We start from the raw sequence: 16576 nt of genomic DNA on the forward strand, positions 1-16576 counted from the left end.
GTCGGCTTCGGCTCCGCAGCCGGTACCCGCAGTTATCCATCATTCGTGTCTTCCGTGGGAAAGGTATGTAATGCCGGTAGCGGCTTTGGATCAGACGAGAGCTTCTGCGGTCTCTGTCCGCGAGGTGATGATGCAGGACGTGGCGGCAGCCTCTGGCATTCCGGTGGCTGCCGACGACAGCAAGCGGCGGGTAGCCCCGTTCCGCAATCCGTACAACGGACGCGTCATGGATCCCGACGCAGGGAAGTGGACGGGGCCCCGGCGCCTGGACGCACTCGTGGTGAGCGAGGTGGCGGGCAGCAGGTCCGTCCTCCATGTGGCCAGGGACGCGGGGGCGGCACACGGCTGGAGCGTCAGGACGGTCTTCTCCGACTACGAACCGGACGAGATCGCCGTCGTGGAGTACGAGGACCATCTGCTGTACGTCTTCCTCCAGGGCGGAAAGATGTACACCGCCGCACTGAACTCCGCGAACGGCGGGGAGACCTGGCACGCGCCGCAGCAGGTTCACACCTCGATGGAAGGTCTGTTCGGCCTTGCCGTCACCTACCGTGAGGACGGCGCCCCTCTCGCCTCCGCGATGCACGGGTCGGGGGAGAGGGCGCTGCTGCACTATGTCCCCGCTTCGGGATGGCAGCAGCACAGGACGACCTTCTCCTTCGACACCAGCAAGGGGCAGGTAGCCTACGCGGGCGGCTCGGGGGGCGAGGAATGGATCTTCGCCGCGACGGCCACCGGCGACCGAGAGGTGAAGGTGGCTAGGCACCGCATCGATCCTCCCCCGGCCAAGGCCCCGTTTCCCCAGAGGGTGGCCTTCGGAAGCACCGTGCGCCAAGTCCTCTCCGGGCTCAGTACCCACGGCAGCGTCGGACACTTCCTGGTGCTGCTCGTGGACGGCTCGCTGAGCCTGATCACCGTGCACGCCGACGAACACACCCCCGTGACCATGACACCGCTGGAGGCGGCGGGAAACGGCACCGGTGTTACTTTCCGCTCCGTCGAGGTGCGCGCCGGCAGAGAAACCACCGCGTCCGGAACCGGAGGCTTCTGGGACATCTACGCGGTCGATACGACCGATCGGCTGTGGGTGATCCGGCAGGACAGGAAAACCGGCCCCTCCCATCCGCGCTTCTGCCCGCCGGTTCCGGTCGCGCACGGCGTCGGCAGGGCGATGGTGGGCGCGGAGCAGGACGCCGAGACGTCGTTGTTCACCTACGGCAAGGCGGACCGTCTCCTGCGGCTCGAGACGCAGGACCCCTTCACCCGTATGTGGCGCGAGGTCGACGTGCTGCCGCCGAGCGGCGGCACAGCCGTCGAGACCGTCGTCCACCGCGTCGAGGCCCGGGTGACCAACCCGCGCGGCGCTCCGCTCCCGGGCAAGAAGGTGACCGTCAGCGTGCCCGCGGGGGCCTCGCGGTGCGAGATCTACTGGCATGACGACAACACTCACCAAGGTGTCGGCCTCCAGAACCAAGCAGACGGGGGCCTGCCACGGATGCTGACAGTGACCGCGGACGGCCAGGACCTTTCCACAGATGCCTCCGGTCGGCTGGTGTTCTGGCTGCGTGCGGACGGTCTGGCCACCGGCGAACTGAACCTGACGGTGGACACGGTGACCGAGCGAGTGCGCCCCGGTCAGAACGTGCTGACCTATCTCAGCGGACGTGGCACGCTGCGCGAGACCGACCCCCGCCGCCCGAACCTGCCGCCGCGCTTCACCGCGGACGGCAAGACCCTGCAACACCTGGGCACAGCTGAGAACGAGGAAACCCGCAAGACCGCGGCGGCGTGGATGATGAAGGTCGCCCAGGAAGGCCTCAAGTCCGCACCCCAGGGCATCGTGCCCGCCCCCGAAGCACAGGTGCTTGACCAGCCGCAGAGCCCGGGACGGGACGACCCTCAAGGCTGGGACACTTTCACCCACTGGGCGGCCGATGTCTGGCAGGGCATCAAACGCGGCGCCATCCAGGTCAAGGACTGGGCCGTGCAGGGCAGCCAGCTCATCGTGAACGGGGTGACGTGGCTGGGCAAGGAATTCGTCACCGGCGCACAACTCGCCATCGCGGGAATGCAACAAGCCGGACATGCCCTGGCCGCACTCTTCGACAAGGTCGGCGCCGCGTTGAAGACCGCCATCGACTGGCTCAAGACTCTGCTGGACTTTCCCGCCATGTGGCGCACGAAGAAAGCGTTCGAACAAGGCGTCAGCGCACTCTTCCCGGCCCTGGCGAACAAAGTCACAGGCTGGCAGAAGGCAGCCGACACCTGGCTGGCCACGGAGAAGGCCCAGCTGGAGGCAGCACTGAGAGATGCGAAGGAACGATACGGAGGGCACAAACTCGGTGAAGGCTTCGGTGACGGAACCCCGCCGCACGCACTGCGACAGCACACTACGAATCCGCAGGCGACCTGGCTGTGGGACAAGGTTCGCCAGGCCCCGCCCGAGGAGACCACCTTCACCACATCCGGAGAGCTGCAAAAGGCGTGGAAGCAGTTTTCCCAAAATTTGCAGGAGCTGGAACAAGGCGGCGTGAGCGTCGGACAGACACTCCAGGAAGCCGGCAAGGATCTGCTCGAGAACGCTCCCGCCGAGCGGACCGTCACCGACATCATCACCCTGGCCCAAGAACTGATCAACACCGGATTCAGCCTGTGCAAGATGGTGGTCGACGGCATCAGCGGCCTGGTCAAGGCCGCCCTGGCCGGCATCCGTGACGTGCTCACCGCCCCGCTCCCCGTGCCCTCCGTACTCAAGACACTGTGGTCCTGGGTGGTGAGCGCCGCGGGTGGTGAGCCGGACAAGGAACCACTCACGCTGCTGTCGCTGCTGAGCCTGCTGGCGGCGGTGCCGGTCACCATCGTCTACAAACTGGCGAACAGCAACACCGAGCCCTTCCCCGACGGGAAGCTTCCCGACCTCTCCACCCGCGACGCGGCGGCACGCGCACGGGGCGCCGAGCTCTGCATGCAGATCTCCGGAATCGTCACGGCCGTCTCCGTCATCACAGCGGTGGCCGGTGACGCTCTCGGTGACGCCACCCCCAGCTTGGTCAGTGGCTTCAGCTTCATCCTCACCGCCGCCACACTCGTCCTGGGCAACTGGGCGCTGGTGTCCGGCACGGTCGAATCCCTCGGTGTGCTGCCCTCCGCCCTCTTCGCAGGCGTCTTCGCCCTCTTCGCCGGCGCGCTCATCGCGCGCGTCCTGTCCGTCGGCACGCTGTCGGGGGCATGGTCGGCCTTCACCAGGGTCCTGCCCCTGGTCGTCACCGTGCTGGGGGTCGTAGCGCTGGCCTACTGCCTGTACAGGGTCGCAAAGGACGTCTTCCCCGAACCGAAGGTGGCCACGATCCTCGCCGGAGTCCTCGGCACCCTCTCGGCCGTCACGGCGGCTCTCAACTTCGACAGCTTCCGCAACGAGTACACCACCCCCGCCAAAATCGCGATCGACTCCACCTTCATCCCCGCCAGCGGCGTCCTCATCGCCGTCTACGCCGGCCCCCTCACCACCTGACCCTTCTCCAGGCGCCAGCTGTCCTGGTCAGTTGAGTGCACATCACCTGACCAGGCGCCGGCTCCATCCGCGGAGGGTGGTCGGCGCCGCTTCGGCCAACGCCACTTCAGACGGTGCAATCTCCACGGGCTGATCCCTCGCTTTGACTCCCGAGACCATCTTCTACCAAACCGCTCCGAGGTCATGATTTCGGCGGGCGAGGAGGTCGGCCTGGACCGGCCCGGCCGGGGGCCGCGGCAGAAGGTGGCGCTGGCTGCGGATCCTGCTGCGATCACCGCGCCTTTCGTTGCGATCGCCGCAGTTGATGTACCGAGCAGCAGGACAGGTCGTGGACGGCTCGGAGGTGAACTACTTCGAGTGTGCTCGGATCGCGGTGACGACGCTCTGCGCCCATTCGACTGGTTCTCGGAAACGCATGCGGGCCGCCACGTCGGTGATGTGTCTACGGCGTTGTTCTGGGGTCATGGTGAGGGCTTCGTGCCGGGCCCGCGCCAAGTCGGCCGGGCTGTGAGGATCGGTGAGGACCGCCGCTCCTGCCAGGTGCTGGGCGATGCCGGCGTGGCGGGACAGGACGAGGACGCCGGGGCGGGCGGTGGCGGTGCGCGCTGTGACGTACTCCTGGGCGGTGAGGTTCATTCCGTCGGCGAGCGAGGCCACCCAGAAGATGTCCGCAGATCAGTTGCGCCGAGGCCGCGCACGCAGCGCCTCAGCTGCCTGGAAGGGTTGCCGGTTTTTCCCGACGCGGCGCCGAAGAGCCGGTGCTCGTGTGCCCAGTCAGTGCCGCGCGCGGGTTGGCGACCAGCAGGGTGTCCAGTTCGTCACCGCTGACGCCGGCGGTTTTAACTGCCTCAACGGCTTTCTCGACCGGCTACGGGAGCTGACTACCCGGCACTTCGCGTGGCCGATCCGGCCCGCTTCGGGGGCGTGACGGTTCATGTCCTAGTGGCCGGGACAGGATCGATCCACCATGGTGCCGACGGATGAGGGTGACGTGCGCAGGCTGTGGGTGGCCAACTGCAACAGCGAGTACATGGTTGACCGGCTTGACGAGCTGGATCCCAAGGAGCGGGAGGGGACGCCGGTCGTCGGGGCGCGCATGGTGTGGCTGCTGCGGGACGGTGACGTGCTGGTGTTGCCGCAGCCGGTCGATCCCTCGTTCGTCTCACAAGTCGGAGCCCTGATGGGTTTCGATCCGGCTCGGGTGACGCTGCTGACTCCCGAGGACGACTCCGTGCGGGTTCTGAGCCAGGACGTGCTGCATCGCGCGGACATTCTCGGTCCGCTCAGAGCCCTGGTGCAGGTGCCCGGCGACTGGGAGGTGCGGGCGTACCTGTCAGACCGCGGCATCGCGGCCCTGGCCCGGGCGATCGGTCTGCCCGAGGGCGCGGTCTCCGCGTTCGACTCGGCCGGCGGAGCGGAGTTGTTCAACAGCAAGGCCGGCTTCCGCGCCCTGGCCGCCGGTCTGAGCGTCCCGGTCCCTGACGGCGCGGTCTGTGCCACTCGCGGCGATCTGGAACGTGTGCTGGACCGGCTGACTGCCCCGACGGGCGCGGTCATCGTCAAGGCCGACCGCAACTCTGGTGGTACGGGCAATCTGCTCTGCCTCGCCGACCCGCGCATCCCTGCCCTGGGTGCCAGCCGCACCCTTCCCTTGACCGGCGAAGGGGCCCTGGAGGCGATCGTGAGCCACACTCGCCTGGAAGCCACCCACGCTCCCCACGGCCAGGTCATCGCCGAGACGTACCATCCCCACTGCCGCTCGCTGTGCCTGGAAGTGCTCTGCCCCGCGCCGGAGGACGGACCACCACACGTGCTGAACATCGGCGAGATGCTCATGGAGCCGGTGTGGAACGGCTTCATCATGCCCGCCCCCGACACCCTCGCGGAGAACGTGCACGACACCCTGGTCGAGAACGCCCTGCGGCTGGCCGCGGGCATGCGGGACTTCGGCTACCGCGGGCTGGTCAACATCGACGCCATCGTCGCGCCGGACGGCCACGTGTGGTTCAACGAGGTCAACGCCCGCCTCGGCGGCTGCACACACCTGCACCACCTTGCCGCCGTTCTGCTGGGCCCGCACTGGCAACGCGACCACGTCCTGGCAACCCACAACGACCTGCCCACACGGAGCCTGCCGCAACTGCTGAAAAAGCTCGATGAGCACCGGCTGGCCTTCACCGCCTCCACCGGGCAGGGCGTGGTGATCACCGCCGACGACTCCCGCCGCTCGGGAACCGTCGAATACGCAGTCCTCGCAACCGACCTGGACACGGCCCGCACCATGGAGAGCAGACTCCGGGCCCTTGCGACCTAGACAAGACCGACGTTCTGTTGTGCCCCCCGGGGCGCGGTGAGATGCGAGTCGATGTCCCGCCCGCCCCAGGATGGAGCAGCGGGCCGGATTCCGGCCTTCGAGGGCTCGATGCCCACACTGCCGCCGACCACTGCGATGCCGGCGCCTGGCCCGGACCACGGTGCCGCTCGCACGGCGGCGCGGTCGTCTCTGTCTGCCACACGGTTGCCGCCCCGGGCCGACCGTCTCTGACGACGGGTTAACTGCGTTGACGGCGCTGGCGGCCGCCGGTTGAAGGAGGCGACGCCGCCTGCGGTCCTCGTGCACCGGTCGCTGGCCGGAGTGCTTGGCCCGATGCCCTCCGATCCGGGGGCGACTGCCGCTGCCCACGCGTCGTGCGGCCGCCATGTTAGGCGAGTGCACTCACAGCCCTTCAGAGGCGCGTACGGGCGCGTCTGCACCGCGCGAGCTACGGACAAGCACTCCTGGACCAGGTGGTGGAAGGAGGTATGACAAGACCGCACCCTCCTGCGGACGAAGAGGCTTGGAAGCGGTCCTGCGCCGCAGATGAGTGTCGGTTGTCCGCTCGCCTCGTCTTTGCCCGTCTCGTCTAGTTCGGTGTTTCGCCCTCGTAGTCCATGTTCGCGGCCTGGTCCTCCCTGGTGGCAGCCTCGTCGTCGGTCTGGTCGGGCTCCTGGTCAGTGCTGGTCTCGACGGCGTCGGGGTCAGGAGTGGACAGGATGGCGTCCTCATCTTTGAGCGTGCGCTTGCGTTCCAGCAAAGTACATGCGGGAGCATGCCGCACTTCGGGCCTTCCAACGGACGGCTCCGTGCATTCCACCCAAGCCCAGACTCCGTTCCGCCCGACAGCCTTCGCCGGCCGCCCTGCCACGTCGTCCCGACGGCGGGCGCACGCCGGAGCACTGGGGTTTCGTCGGTGCTTCTGGAAGCGTGACTCTCCGTGCGTGTGTGCTGGGAACGACGTGACGGTTTGCGATGGAATGGCCGCATCACCGGGCCCGGCCCCCTGGGCGCTTCGGCTCTGCGACCCGCCACACCACGCACCGTGCTGCAACGGGCTGTTGTTACGGCGACTATTCCCCGCAAGGGCACTGCTGCCGGACGCCCCGGGTGTCTGATGCGCTCGCCGGGACGCGGGTCAGACCAGGATGAAGGAACAAGAATGACCGTCACTCCCGCCGCTGGCCCCCTGACCATCACTCTCCCGCCGCTCTACTGCCCGCTGCAGGGCCGGACCCACCCCGACGTGGAGCTGATGGCGCAGCGGGCCGTCGACTGGATGGCCGGCTACGGCTTCGCCTCCACCCCTGTCGAACGAGCGCGGCTGGAAGGCACGCACGGGGCAGTGTTCGCCTCATCGCTCTGTCCTGACGCTCCCACAGAGCTCCTGCAGCTCCTGGTGGACTGGACCTACCTCACCTTCACCTTCGACGACGACCACTGCAACGACGGCGTCAACGCGGACGCGGACGAGTTCGTCCTCTACAGCAACCGCCTGATGCGAACCCTCGAGGCCGGCGATGCGGCCCTGATGGACCCCGCCGACCCCTACACCGCCCCCTGGATCGACCTCACGCGGCGCCTGCGGCACGCAGCCACCCCGTCCCAGATGCAGCGGTGGACCACCGGCATGCGCAAGTGGCTCGACGGCGAGGCCTGGCAGATCAGCTACGAGTCGGCCAAGATCATGCCCGACCTGAGCACCTTCGCGGCCATGCGCATCCTCAGCTGCGCCGGCGAGGCCACCTTCTCCCATATCGGTATCGTCAACGGTTTCGAGCTGCATGCCACGGAGGCGGATTCCCCGCTGGTCCGGGCCGCCAGTGAAGCGGCCATCCTCACCGCCGCGTGGGACGACGACCTGTTCTCCTACGGCAAGGACCTCTTCTTCGCCCGTGCCGCCGACGACACCCGCAGCTACCTGCCGGTCAACGCCGTCGATGTCGTCATGGCCGAGCACGGCTGCTCACTCGACGAAGCGCTCACGCGATGCGCCGAACTGCACGACACGTTCATGTGCATCTTCCTGCGCCTCAGGGACAAGGCCCTGGAGGACCGACCGAGCAGCGAGCTGCGGCGGTACCTGGCCTGCCTGGGCTACGTGCTGCGCGGCAACATCGAGTTCGGCCTCAAGGCCCCCCGATACACGAACCCCGACGCCCAGTCCCCCGGCGCCGTCCGTACCATCGGCGGCTGGGCCGAATCCCCCTCCACCCACGCCCACCACGCACCCGACATCCCCTCCATCACCTGGTGGTGGAACCTGGCGGACAAGGGTGAAAAGCTCGACCTCCCCTCACCGAACTGACGGTCTCGGCGGCGAGCGTTACCGCCGAGGAAAACGACCCGGCCAGGCCACTCCGCCTCCCTCCAGCGGGTGGCCGCCGTGACGAGCCGCCGCAACGTGGGCCCCAGTCCGCAGGTCGTGCCGTATCCCGGCCGCCCAGGCGGGCCTGCTCGCCGACCTGACCGGTCTCTACCGCCCGACCACCGCGCCGTCACCGCGTTCCTTGCCCCGCTGCCGGTCGATGCCCTCTACGGCACCGGCTCCGCCCAGGCTGGCGCCCTGATGCGATACGGCCTGCACACCGTCGGCGCGCTCGCGGCGATGGACGAGACCGTGGTGTGTCGGATCCTCGGCGGCAAGGTCGGCCGCGTACTGCGCGACCGTGCCCGCGGCATCGACCCCAGGGCCGTGACCGCGGCCCGGATGCCGGAGTCGACCAGTGCGTCCCGCTCCTTCGACACCGACCCCCTCGACCCCGTACGGCTCCGCGCCGCGCTCCTGGACCTGGTGGTCACGCTCGCCGAGTGGATCCGGGGCCGCGAGCAGACCACCCGCCGGATCACCCCACGGTCCGGCTCGCCGGCGGCAGTACTGCGGAGCGCACCCTCACTTTGCCGACCCCCTCAGCGCACACCGACGACCTGCGCACCGCGACGTTCCGGCTTCTGGACGCCATGGCGTTCCAGCGCGCCCGGATCCGCCACCTCACCCTCACCTCCGAAGACCTCCGCCCCATCGCCGAAGACCTCCGCCCCGCCGGCGAGGGCCCCGGCACCCAGCTCTGCCTCGACCCGGCCCGGGAAAACCGGCTGCGTCTGGAGCCGGTCCTCGACCGCATCAACGCCAAGTACGGCCACCGGCTCGCCGGCCCCGCTCCCGGCAGAACCGGATCGGCAACGCCGCCGCGCGCCGTGATGCCCGCGCCCTGTCCCGAGTGCGGCACTCCATCGCCTGGCTGTGGTGACGATGCCGGACATCGTCCACCGAGTGGAACCCACCGAGTGGACCCGATGCCGGGCGCCCGGTGCGGTGGTGCGCAGCGACGGTGCGGTGGAGGACATCGTGCGCGGCATCCACTCCACCCGCGACCCCTTGTCCACCTCTGCTACCGCCCGACCACCACCGCGTTTTCCCTTGACCGTGCCCGCTACCGGCCACGGTTAGACCGCGGACAAGAGGGTCGGTTGCACGCTGCTCCCTCGAGTCCCCGCCCACCAGGGCGGCCCGAAGTGAAGGAGCCACTGCGATGACGACGCACCGACCCCCGGCAGGCGTCCGGCGCGTCCGCCCCGACCACGGGCCCGACCAGCAGCGGGCAAGCCGTCCCGGCCTCTTGTGGTGCGCACTTGGGAGGCCACTGTGGAACCCACTTTGGTGCCCGGCATCGAGCCGGACGGAGAAAGCCCAGGTCAGCACGCAGATACGGGCGCGCGTCGCGTTGTCACAACCCTCTTATCTACTCCTGAACTTTGAAGTGATGTCCGTAGAGGAGGAGATCATCGGGTTCGGGGGCCGGGTGCCCTCTGCGGCCGGGCGCGGCCGGCGCTCGGCAGGTGGCCGCGCGTGCCAGACGACGGGGAAGGAGCGCAGCTGATGGCGGGGAAGCGTGAGGAGAACCCGGCGGGGTCGTCGAACAACCTGCGCGGTGACGTGCTGCGCGTGCTCGGAGTGCTGAAGGTCGTGACGGTCGAACAGATCAAGTAGATCTCAGCCCCGCACCTGAGCTACCGGCACACCGACAAGCCGACCCCGTCGAAGCGGAAGCAGGCTCGCACCGCCGATCTGCGCAAGCACGGCCTGGCGGAGAACGGCGGGCAGCTCCCGGGCGGGGACACGCTGCGCAACCTGACGCCCATGGGATTGAAGGCCGCCGCTCGCGAGCTGGGGCGGCCGGTGGGGGAGATGGGCAACCCGGCCCGCGGCGCGGGCCGCACCGGGGCCTCCCACCCGATGACGGTCAACGAAGCCGTGCTCGCCCTGCTGCGCCCGAAGCGGGACCTCACCCAGCTCGCCAAGGAGCCGGCCGACATCCGCGCCGCCGCCCAGGCCGCCTTCGACGCGCCCGCCGGGCTGGGCACCATCGCCTCCTACGCGACCGAGGTGGCGCTGCCCGCGACGGGCACCTGGTCCAACCCGAGCAAGGACGGCGCCCAGGCGGACATCGTCATCACCGCGCCCGAGGACGGGGTGCCACTGCTGTTCGTGGAGATCGACAACTGCTTCGAGTCCGCGCAGGTCCTCGCCGGGAAGATCGACAAGTACATGCGGTTCTGCCAGCGGAAGGTGAAGGACGTCGACGGCAAGGAGCGGCCGATGTGGCGCACCCGATGGTGGGTGCCCGACGGCTGCCACGGCGACCAGCAGCACCCGGTCAGCCAGTGACAGGCTCCATGGCCGGCCCTTGCGGACCGGGTCCACTCCCTCTCGCCGCAACGCGGTGCCCAGCTTGCCGAACTGAGGCGCGCTCAGCCCAGGGAACGGGGCTATCCAAGACGGCTCCGACGCCGTGATCACATCAGCCACACCAAGATCATGTTACCGGTGGCCCCCTGCCTCCGTTGGCGGGCTGGTCAACCGCGCTTCTCACGACCGCGTGCGGAGTTGGGGGGTGGGGACACGGCAAGATACCTCCAGTCCCGAGCTGGGTGCCGGGGCCTGTACGACCCACCCCCCATGGCCGCGAGTCCCTCACGATCTCCGTCCGGCCCATCACCTCGCACCGTATCCCGAGCCACTGACAACACGGTCGGTCCGAAGCCGAACGGTACGGGGCGCCTGCATGGCAACCAGCCAAGGTCGTCCAGCCACACCGCCCGACGCGCAAATACGGGACAGCCCTTAGGCTGCGGTACACCGCCACCAGACGACAGCGGGGCTGGACCGGATCACCTCTTGCTACCAGGCCGGGCGCGCTGGAGGCGCAGTACGTGCTGGTCGTGACGCATGACGTATCCGCCTTGGCCGTCCCGCAGGTGCTGTCGGACATACGCCTCGATCGCTTCCCGCCTGGGAGTGGGTGCGCCTGGGACGGCGAGGTGGAAATCGGCGACGGCGACGGTTTCGTTCAGGTCGCCGCTGCGGTAGCAGGCGGGCACGGTGTCCAGTTCGATGCCGCTGATGAGACCAGGCGGGAGCGCGGCCAGTTCATCGGCCAGTTCTCTCAGATCGAACCGGACTCCGGTGAAGTGCTGCACCATGCGCATGCAGGCTTCGTCGGGGTTCTGTAGCAGCACGAGCAGGAGGCCGCCGGGCGCCGACCACTCCATGATGCGTGACACCGTCGCCACCCATTGGGCGCGCGGCACGTAGTACAGCACGTGAGAGAGCAGGGCCAGATCGGCCTGCGCATCGATCCTCGCCTCCAGAACGGGTTCACCCACCACTTCGGCCTGCGGGCACGCCAGCGCCAAGGCGCGCCGCATCGGCTCGCTGGGCTCGATACAGACGGTCCGTTCGAAGTACGGGGCGAGGTGCCGCGTCGTGGTGCCGTCGGCGGGTCCCACGTCCAGCAGTACCTGCCGGGCGGGAAGCTGCTGCAGGACATCCCGCAGGTAGGCGTGCGTGGTGGTCTTCTCGTCCGTCCCATCGATGAATCGTGTGAAGGCTTCCCGGTAGGCGTCCTCCTGCGTGCGCAGTGTTCCCGCTTCCACGGTCTTCTGTCGCTTCACGGCCGTGGTCCTTTCGCCTGAAGTCACGTGCCGACCGGCACGTGACTGACACATCCGACACGACAGTGGCATGGCCAGACCGCTTGCCCGGTGAGCGGCACTCGTCCATGGCGACAAGGTGGGGCGCACTGAGGCGAAACCGCGTGGCACGGCGTACGCTCCGCCACCGGCGGTGCTGCTCTTGGTTTCCCAACCTGTTTGCCGAGGCTGGGAGACGCCCTGGCTGCTGGAGCGAACCTGAACAGACTCAGCCCGCCCCTCTACGTCCACGCCGGCGACTGTCGGACCACCGGTAGGCGCGGCACGGGCATCAGCCGGGACCCAGGCACTGGGCGTCCTCACCGACGGCGTCACCCCTTGCCCGCAGTACTGTCCCGACACCGCCTCGACATTCTCGGCTGATCCCGGCTCTACTTTGGCCGCCCGTTCTGGGCCGCTGACTGCGCGGTGACTCCGACGACGTGCGAGCGGAGCCGGGCACACCGCCCCCGAGGAGCTGCGCCCTGCTGCGTCGCCCATGGCGGCCCTGACAGGGGAGGGAGTGAGGCGGGGGGCCGCGCCGCCAACGTCGAGGGCAGGTCATGCATGACCTGCCCCTCATACCTGCCGCCGTACTCGATCGACGCAGCGCTGTTCGCCCAACGACAGGGCTGGGGCAGAGCTGTCGTCATGGCCTTCGCATGTTCGCGGACTTCATTGCACTGGAAAATGTCTGACATACGCCCTCCCGCAGCCGCGCCGGCATCCACGAACTCCTCGACATTGAGACCGTCCGGGCGGTGGCCGACACCGTCACTGAACTCAACGACAACCTCGAATCCGGCACCGGCATCTCGGGCCCGGCCGCCCGCCGGGCCATCAAGGCCGCCACTCGCGCCCCACGCGCTTCGCCGGCCCCACCATCACCGCGACCACCGCCCGGCGCCTGCTCGCCGCGTCGGCGAAAGAGGCAGGATGCCCCGCCGCCGGCCCCCCCCGGGGGCTGGTGTGTTAACTGCACCTTCTCTGGCTCGTTGGGCAGGGCGATCCGGCCGGCGTAGGCTTCTCCTCCACCTGGGGCAGCCGCGACCCCCTGGACGTCATCCTGGTCGCGGAGCTGGTTGCGGAAGTGGATGCAGACACCGCCATCGATCGAGGGGCCTGGCGTCACCCGATGCGGTTCGCTCGGCTGCGCGTGGACGTCACGGTGGCCGACGTGCCCCCGTTCGGCGAGGGCGTCACGCCCGCCGCCGGATGACGGACCCGTGCAACACCGGCCGGTCACGGCGGCTACGGGCACCTGCCGCGCCCTCGGCAGCGGCACGAGCGCCGCCACTGTGGGCCGCTGTGCTCACTACTAGGTCGTGTCCGCAATGTCAGGGCAGCCAGAGTCGTAGGCAGGCGATGGTGACCAGGGCTTGGTAGTGGCGGGCGAGTTTGTCATAGCGGGTGGCCAGGGCCTTGTTGTGCTTGAGCCGGTTGAAGCAGCGTTCGACAACGTTGCGTCGCCGGTAGGCGGCCCGGTCGAGCCGGCACAGGCTCTCGCCGCGCCGGATGCGGCCGTTGATCTGGTCGATCCGTTCCGGGATGGCTGCTTTGATGCCCCGCCTGCGCAGGTAGGCGCGGATCTTTGTGGAGGAGTAACCCTTGTCGGCGACGACCTTGGGGATGAAGGCGCCACGCACCGGAAACTAGGCTGAATGCACGCCGGGATGCGCATCGGCCACCACCCGGAAGGCCCCAGACGCTCCTTGTTGGCCTCTGGTGGCCTTTCACCCCTGCCTGGGACTCCTTGGGCCAGGTGGGGTGTGTTCGGGTCTCAGACGTCGTTTTAGTGCGTGTTTTTCATCTTCCGGGTGGTCGATCACGGGGGTCTTGCCGAGCACCAGGTCCGCGGGCTGTACCGGTAGCTGGTGTCGCCACGACGAAGACGGGGACGAATGGCTTCACGGCGTCGCAGGAAGCACGACGATGGGGCGTGTCTTACCGGAGCTCAGCAGCTCCAAGGGCGCGGCTTCGGTGAAGAACGCGTCCGGGGCCCTGGAGATGACGGCCCTCAGTTGCGGATGGCGGGTGAGCACCCGGTCGGCGGCCCGTGTTGCCGTTCCGCCGGGGTCCGTGGCCCGAGCGGCTCGCGGCTGGACCCGCAGGCCCAGCCGCAGCATGGTGCCCGCGGGGTCGGCCGGATCGGCTGGAACGGCGAGGAGTTGGGCTCCGGTGACCTCCGGCGAGTCCGCCGCCGCAAGCCACAGGCCGTCGACCGGCAGATCGGTCGCGCGCAGCCGGATGGTGTGGGCAACTCGCCCGACAACACGCAAAGCGGGCAGTGTACGTGGGCAATCGCACCGGGCTGCCGCAAGTTGGTCACCGAGGGGCATACGTACCAGGGGGCGATCGGCGCCGGGCTCGGCTGCGCGGGTCAGGAGGCATTCCCGGGGCGTCAATTCCACCAGCTGGCCCGGGCACAGGTGGAGCACGCCGGGCGTGCAGTCCGGCCAGCCGACGGCCACACAGCCTGTTTCGGCAGACGAGTAGGTACCCCACAGTTCGATGCCGGAATTCAGTTCACATAGGGCTTCACGAGCGCCGACGGTCAGGTGTTCCCCGGTCCACAGGGCCGTGCGCAATGCCGGCAAAGTCCTGCCACCTGTGAGCTGTTCGGCGATAGCAACAAGCGTGCGCGGGTAGCCGGCCACGACATTGACTCCGATGTCGCGCAGCTGGTCGGCCATTCCGGCGACTTGCCGCAGATCGGAGCCCGCGGGAACGGTATGGACGCCATGCCTCTCGGCGTGCCGTTCCGTATGGAGGTAGGCCCCGCCGGCCGGATAACAGTTCAGCAGTACGTCCCCCGGCTGCAGGGGCAGCCAGTCCATCTGTTGCGGGGCGTAGCTGCCGTGCCCCGTCAGGGCCCGCACCGACCGCTGGCCGTGACTGCCGCTTCCGCTGCTGACCAGATAGCGACCGGGCAGTCCTCGCAGATGCCGACGGGCGGCCTCCATGGCCTGTGCCCCTGTCATCCGCGGCAGCACGGCCACGTCACTCGCGCGAACGCGGGCTGCCGCACTGCGCTCAGCCGTGGTCTTCAACCACCCTTCGCATGCAGCCGCCAGGGCCGGGCAAGCGGCTGCCCACTGCACGGTCCGGCGCGTCTGCTCCATGGTGAGACCACCCAGGACGACCTGAGTCGATGCCGCAGGCACAGATGAATCGGGCATGAGCCCATCTTCGTGTTCCGGCAACCGCCCCCGTAACCTCCACGCGAGTGAGCCTCTACGCCCCCGGGGTAATCACAGCCTGCCACGTATCCGCCCTCGTGTTACTGGCTGTCGTGGTGCGAACAGCATGCCCATCAGGCCGATCACGCCGTCCAGGTGCTGTTCGGCGACGCCGGCGTCCTGCAGCCTGGTGCGCCAGCGTTCAATGCCTTGTTCGGGCCGCTCGTCGCGGCGGGAGGGCAGGTCGACGCTGGTGCCGGTGAGTTCGGCTCGGTGCTGCCACAGCAACTGGTAGGCGCGGGGCTCACTGGTGCGCAGGAAGGTGACGATGAGGAAGTCGACGATGTCGACGTTGCCGGTGAGCCGGCCGAGGGTGGCGTCCGCCTGGCCGAAGAACCGCTTGATGGCGCGCGGCGTACGCAGCCGGGTCTGCAGGTGCCGGTAGTAGGCCTCGGAGAGCCTTTGCTGCTCGCCAGGCGTCAGAGTCAGGCTATGTGAGGAGAGGACCGCGGCGAGGGAGCGGTCGACCAGAATGTCGGCGTCGCGCTCGCGGAAGGCGGGAAGGTCCAGCCGGACCTGGATGATCTTTTCCAGGAAGTCGCGTGCGCGGGGCTCGCTGTTACCGACGAGCTCACTGCGTTGCAGGACGTCCAGCAGGGTCCGTTCGTCGAAGCTGATCAGGTAGTACACGCCTGGCAGATGGCCTACGAGGCGTACCAACTTGAAGACGACGAGGAGCTCTTCGGGGGTGAGGCGGTCCAGATCGTCCATGACGACGAGAACAGGGCGGCCCGCTTTGCGCAGGGCTTCCTCGGCTTTGCGTTTGGCGGCGGATGCGCTGGTGTCCCCGCTGATGCGGTTGCTGACCTCTTGGAACAGCGGCTCGGAGTCCAGGCCGAAGAGAGCAGTGACCTTCCCCAGAGGACTGATGGCCTGTCCGAACCCGCCGATCTTCTCCCGCGCCTCGGACCACCGCTCGCTTTTGGGGAGGGCTTCGCGGATCTCGCTGAACAGCGCCAGGGTCAGAGACTCCAGATCGGAGTACAGCCATGGGTTGAGCTCCGCGATCAGCCAGCCTTCCCCGTTCTCCGATTCCTGTAGTCGGCGTGTCACCTTGCCCAGGACGCTGGACTTCCCGGAGCCCCACGGGCCGATCAGCGCGAGGACTCCGGTTTCGGTCTGGGCTCGTACCCGGTCCAGCAGGCTGATCACATGCTGGGCGTATTGCCCGTGTCCGAGCAGGTCAGGCCCTTCCTCGTGGTCGAGGAAGGGTTCGTCGTTGAAGAAGTGCGCGCTGGCCATTTGCCCATTGTCGAGACAGGAAGGGAGCCGGGTGCGGGAGTTCGCGCTATTCAGGTTGCAACGAGGCTGGCTGTGGTGAGGAGGTGTTGTTGGTGGGGGTGAAGGAGTGGCCAGGCGCGCCGTTGTTTGGTCAGCCAGCGGCGGGTGGCTGGACGGCGGGGGTGGGTGCGGGCGTGGTGGTAGGCACGTTGCCAGACCATGCTGTCGTTTCGTGGGGGTGTGGTTGAGGTGCGGAGGGCGGCGGGTGCTGGGGTATCCGGGACTGGTTGAGATTGTGGGTGCGCGGGTTCGTGGGTT

Annotated in this window: 10 protein-coding genes and 2 pseudogenes; 4 read left to right on the top strand and 8 right to left on the bottom strand. The window is 68.4% G+C overall.

The features are described 5' to 3' along the window. Positions 1–445 precede the first annotated feature (445 nt). Entirely contained in the window at positions 446–3511 is a 3066-nt protein-coding gene (locus tag ACF06X_RS34490) for a hypothetical protein (protein WP_392291284.1), read from the top strand. 348 nt (positions 3512–3859) lie between these two features. Here the strand turns inward: ACF06X_RS34490 and ACF06X_RS34495 are convergent, their stop codons facing one another. Beyond that, a complete protein-coding gene (locus ACF06X_RS34495; protein WP_392291292.1) occupies positions 3860–4177 on the bottom strand; it encodes a trehalose-6-phosphate synthase in 318 nt (105 codons plus the stop codon). Between the two features lie 301 nt (positions 4178–4478). Between ACF06X_RS34495 and ACF06X_RS34500 the strand changes: the two genes are divergently transcribed. Next, positions 4479–5825, top strand: a complete 1347-nt coding sequence (locus ACF06X_RS34500) for a peptide ligase PGM1-related protein (RefSeq protein WP_392291285.1) — start codon at positions 4479–4481, stop codon at positions 5823–5825. A gap of 589 nt (positions 5826–6414) precedes the next feature. On the opposite strand, the gene ACF06X_RS34505 is transcribed toward ACF06X_RS34500, so the two are convergent. Beyond that, positions 6415–6585: a hypothetical protein gene (locus ACF06X_RS34505; protein ID WP_392291286.1), complete on the bottom strand. Its 171-nt coding sequence runs from the start codon at positions 6583–6585 to the stop codon at positions 6415–6417. A gap of 402 nt (positions 6586–6987) precedes the next feature. On the opposite strand from ACF06X_RS34505, the gene ACF06X_RS34510 reads away from it, so the two are divergent. After that, positions 6988–8133, top strand: a complete 1146-nt coding sequence (locus ACF06X_RS34510) for a glutamate dehydrogenase (protein WP_392291287.1) — start codon at positions 6988–6990, stop codon at positions 8131–8133. A gap of 602 nt (positions 8134–8735) precedes the next feature. Here ACF06X_RS34510 and ACF06X_RS34515 read toward each other — a convergent pair. Beyond that, entirely contained in the window at positions 8736–9194 is a 459-nt protein-coding gene (locus ACF06X_RS34515; RefSeq protein ID WP_392291294.1) for a hypothetical protein, read from the bottom strand. 700 nt (positions 9195–9894) lie between these two features. Here ACF06X_RS34515 and ACF06X_RS34520 point away from each other — a divergent pair. After that, entirely contained in the window at positions 9895–10494 is a 600-nt protein-coding gene (locus ACF06X_RS34520; RefSeq protein ID WP_392291293.1) for a replication-relaxation family protein, read from the top strand. Here ACF06X_RS34520 and ACF06X_RS34525 read toward each other — a convergent pair. The 5 genes and pseudogenes from ACF06X_RS34525 to ACF06X_RS34545 form a co-directional block, all read right to left on the bottom strand. Continuing rightward, positions 10465–10635, bottom strand: a pseudogene (locus tag ACF06X_RS34525) (IS5/IS1182 family transposase); the annotation flags it as partial. The gene ACF06X_RS34520 and the pseudogene ACF06X_RS34525 sit on opposite strands and share 30 nt — an antisense overlap. 362 nt (positions 10636–10997) lie before the next feature. Beyond that, on the bottom strand, positions 10998–11780 hold the full coding sequence (locus ACF06X_RS34530) for a class I SAM-dependent methyltransferase (RefSeq protein WP_392291288.1): 783 nt from the start codon (positions 11778–11780) through the stop codon (positions 10998–11000). A 1355-nt stretch (positions 11781–13135) separates the two neighbouring features. After that, positions 13136–13423: pseudogene (locus ACF06X_RS34535) on the bottom strand (transposase); the annotation flags it as partial. Positions 13424–13705: 282 nt separating this feature from the next. Further along, a complete protein-coding gene (locus ACF06X_RS34540) occupies positions 13706–14920 on the bottom strand; it encodes a hypothetical protein (RefSeq protein WP_392291289.1) in 1215 nt (404 codons plus the stop codon). A 129-nt stretch (positions 14921–15049) separates the two neighbouring features. Continuing rightward, complete coding sequence (locus ACF06X_RS34545) at positions 15050–16279, bottom strand: P-loop NTPase fold protein (protein WP_392291290.1); 1230 nt, start codon at positions 16277–16279, stop codon at positions 15050–15052. Positions 16280–16576: the final 297 nt, after the last annotated feature.

This window comes from Streptomyces sp. NPDC015346, assembly GCF_043078785.1.
Lineage (GTDB): Bacteria > Actinomycetota > Actinomycetes > Streptomycetales > Streptomycetaceae > Streptomyces.

Excerpts from the sequence above, each read along its gene's own strand:
- ACF06X_RS34490 (WP_392291284.1), top strand. The coding sequence starts at position 446 with ATGTACACCGCCGCACTGAACTCCGCGAACGGCGGGGAGACCTGGCAC.
- ACF06X_RS34500 (WP_392291285.1), top strand. The coding sequence starts at position 4,479 with ATGGTGCCGACGGATGAGGGTGACGTGCGCAGGCTGTGGGTGGCCAAC.
- ACF06X_RS34510 (WP_392291287.1), top strand. The coding sequence starts at position 6,988 with ATGACCGTCACTCCCGCCGCTGGCCCCCTGACCATCACTCTCCCGCCG.
- ACF06X_RS34540 (WP_392291289.1), bottom strand. The coding sequence starts at position 14,920 with ATGGAGCAGACGCGCCGGACCGTGCAGTGGGCAGCCGCTTGCCCGGCC.
- ACF06X_RS34545 (WP_392291290.1), bottom strand. The coding sequence starts at position 16,279 with ATGGCCAGCGCGCACTTCTTCAACGACGAACCCTTCCTCGACCACGAG.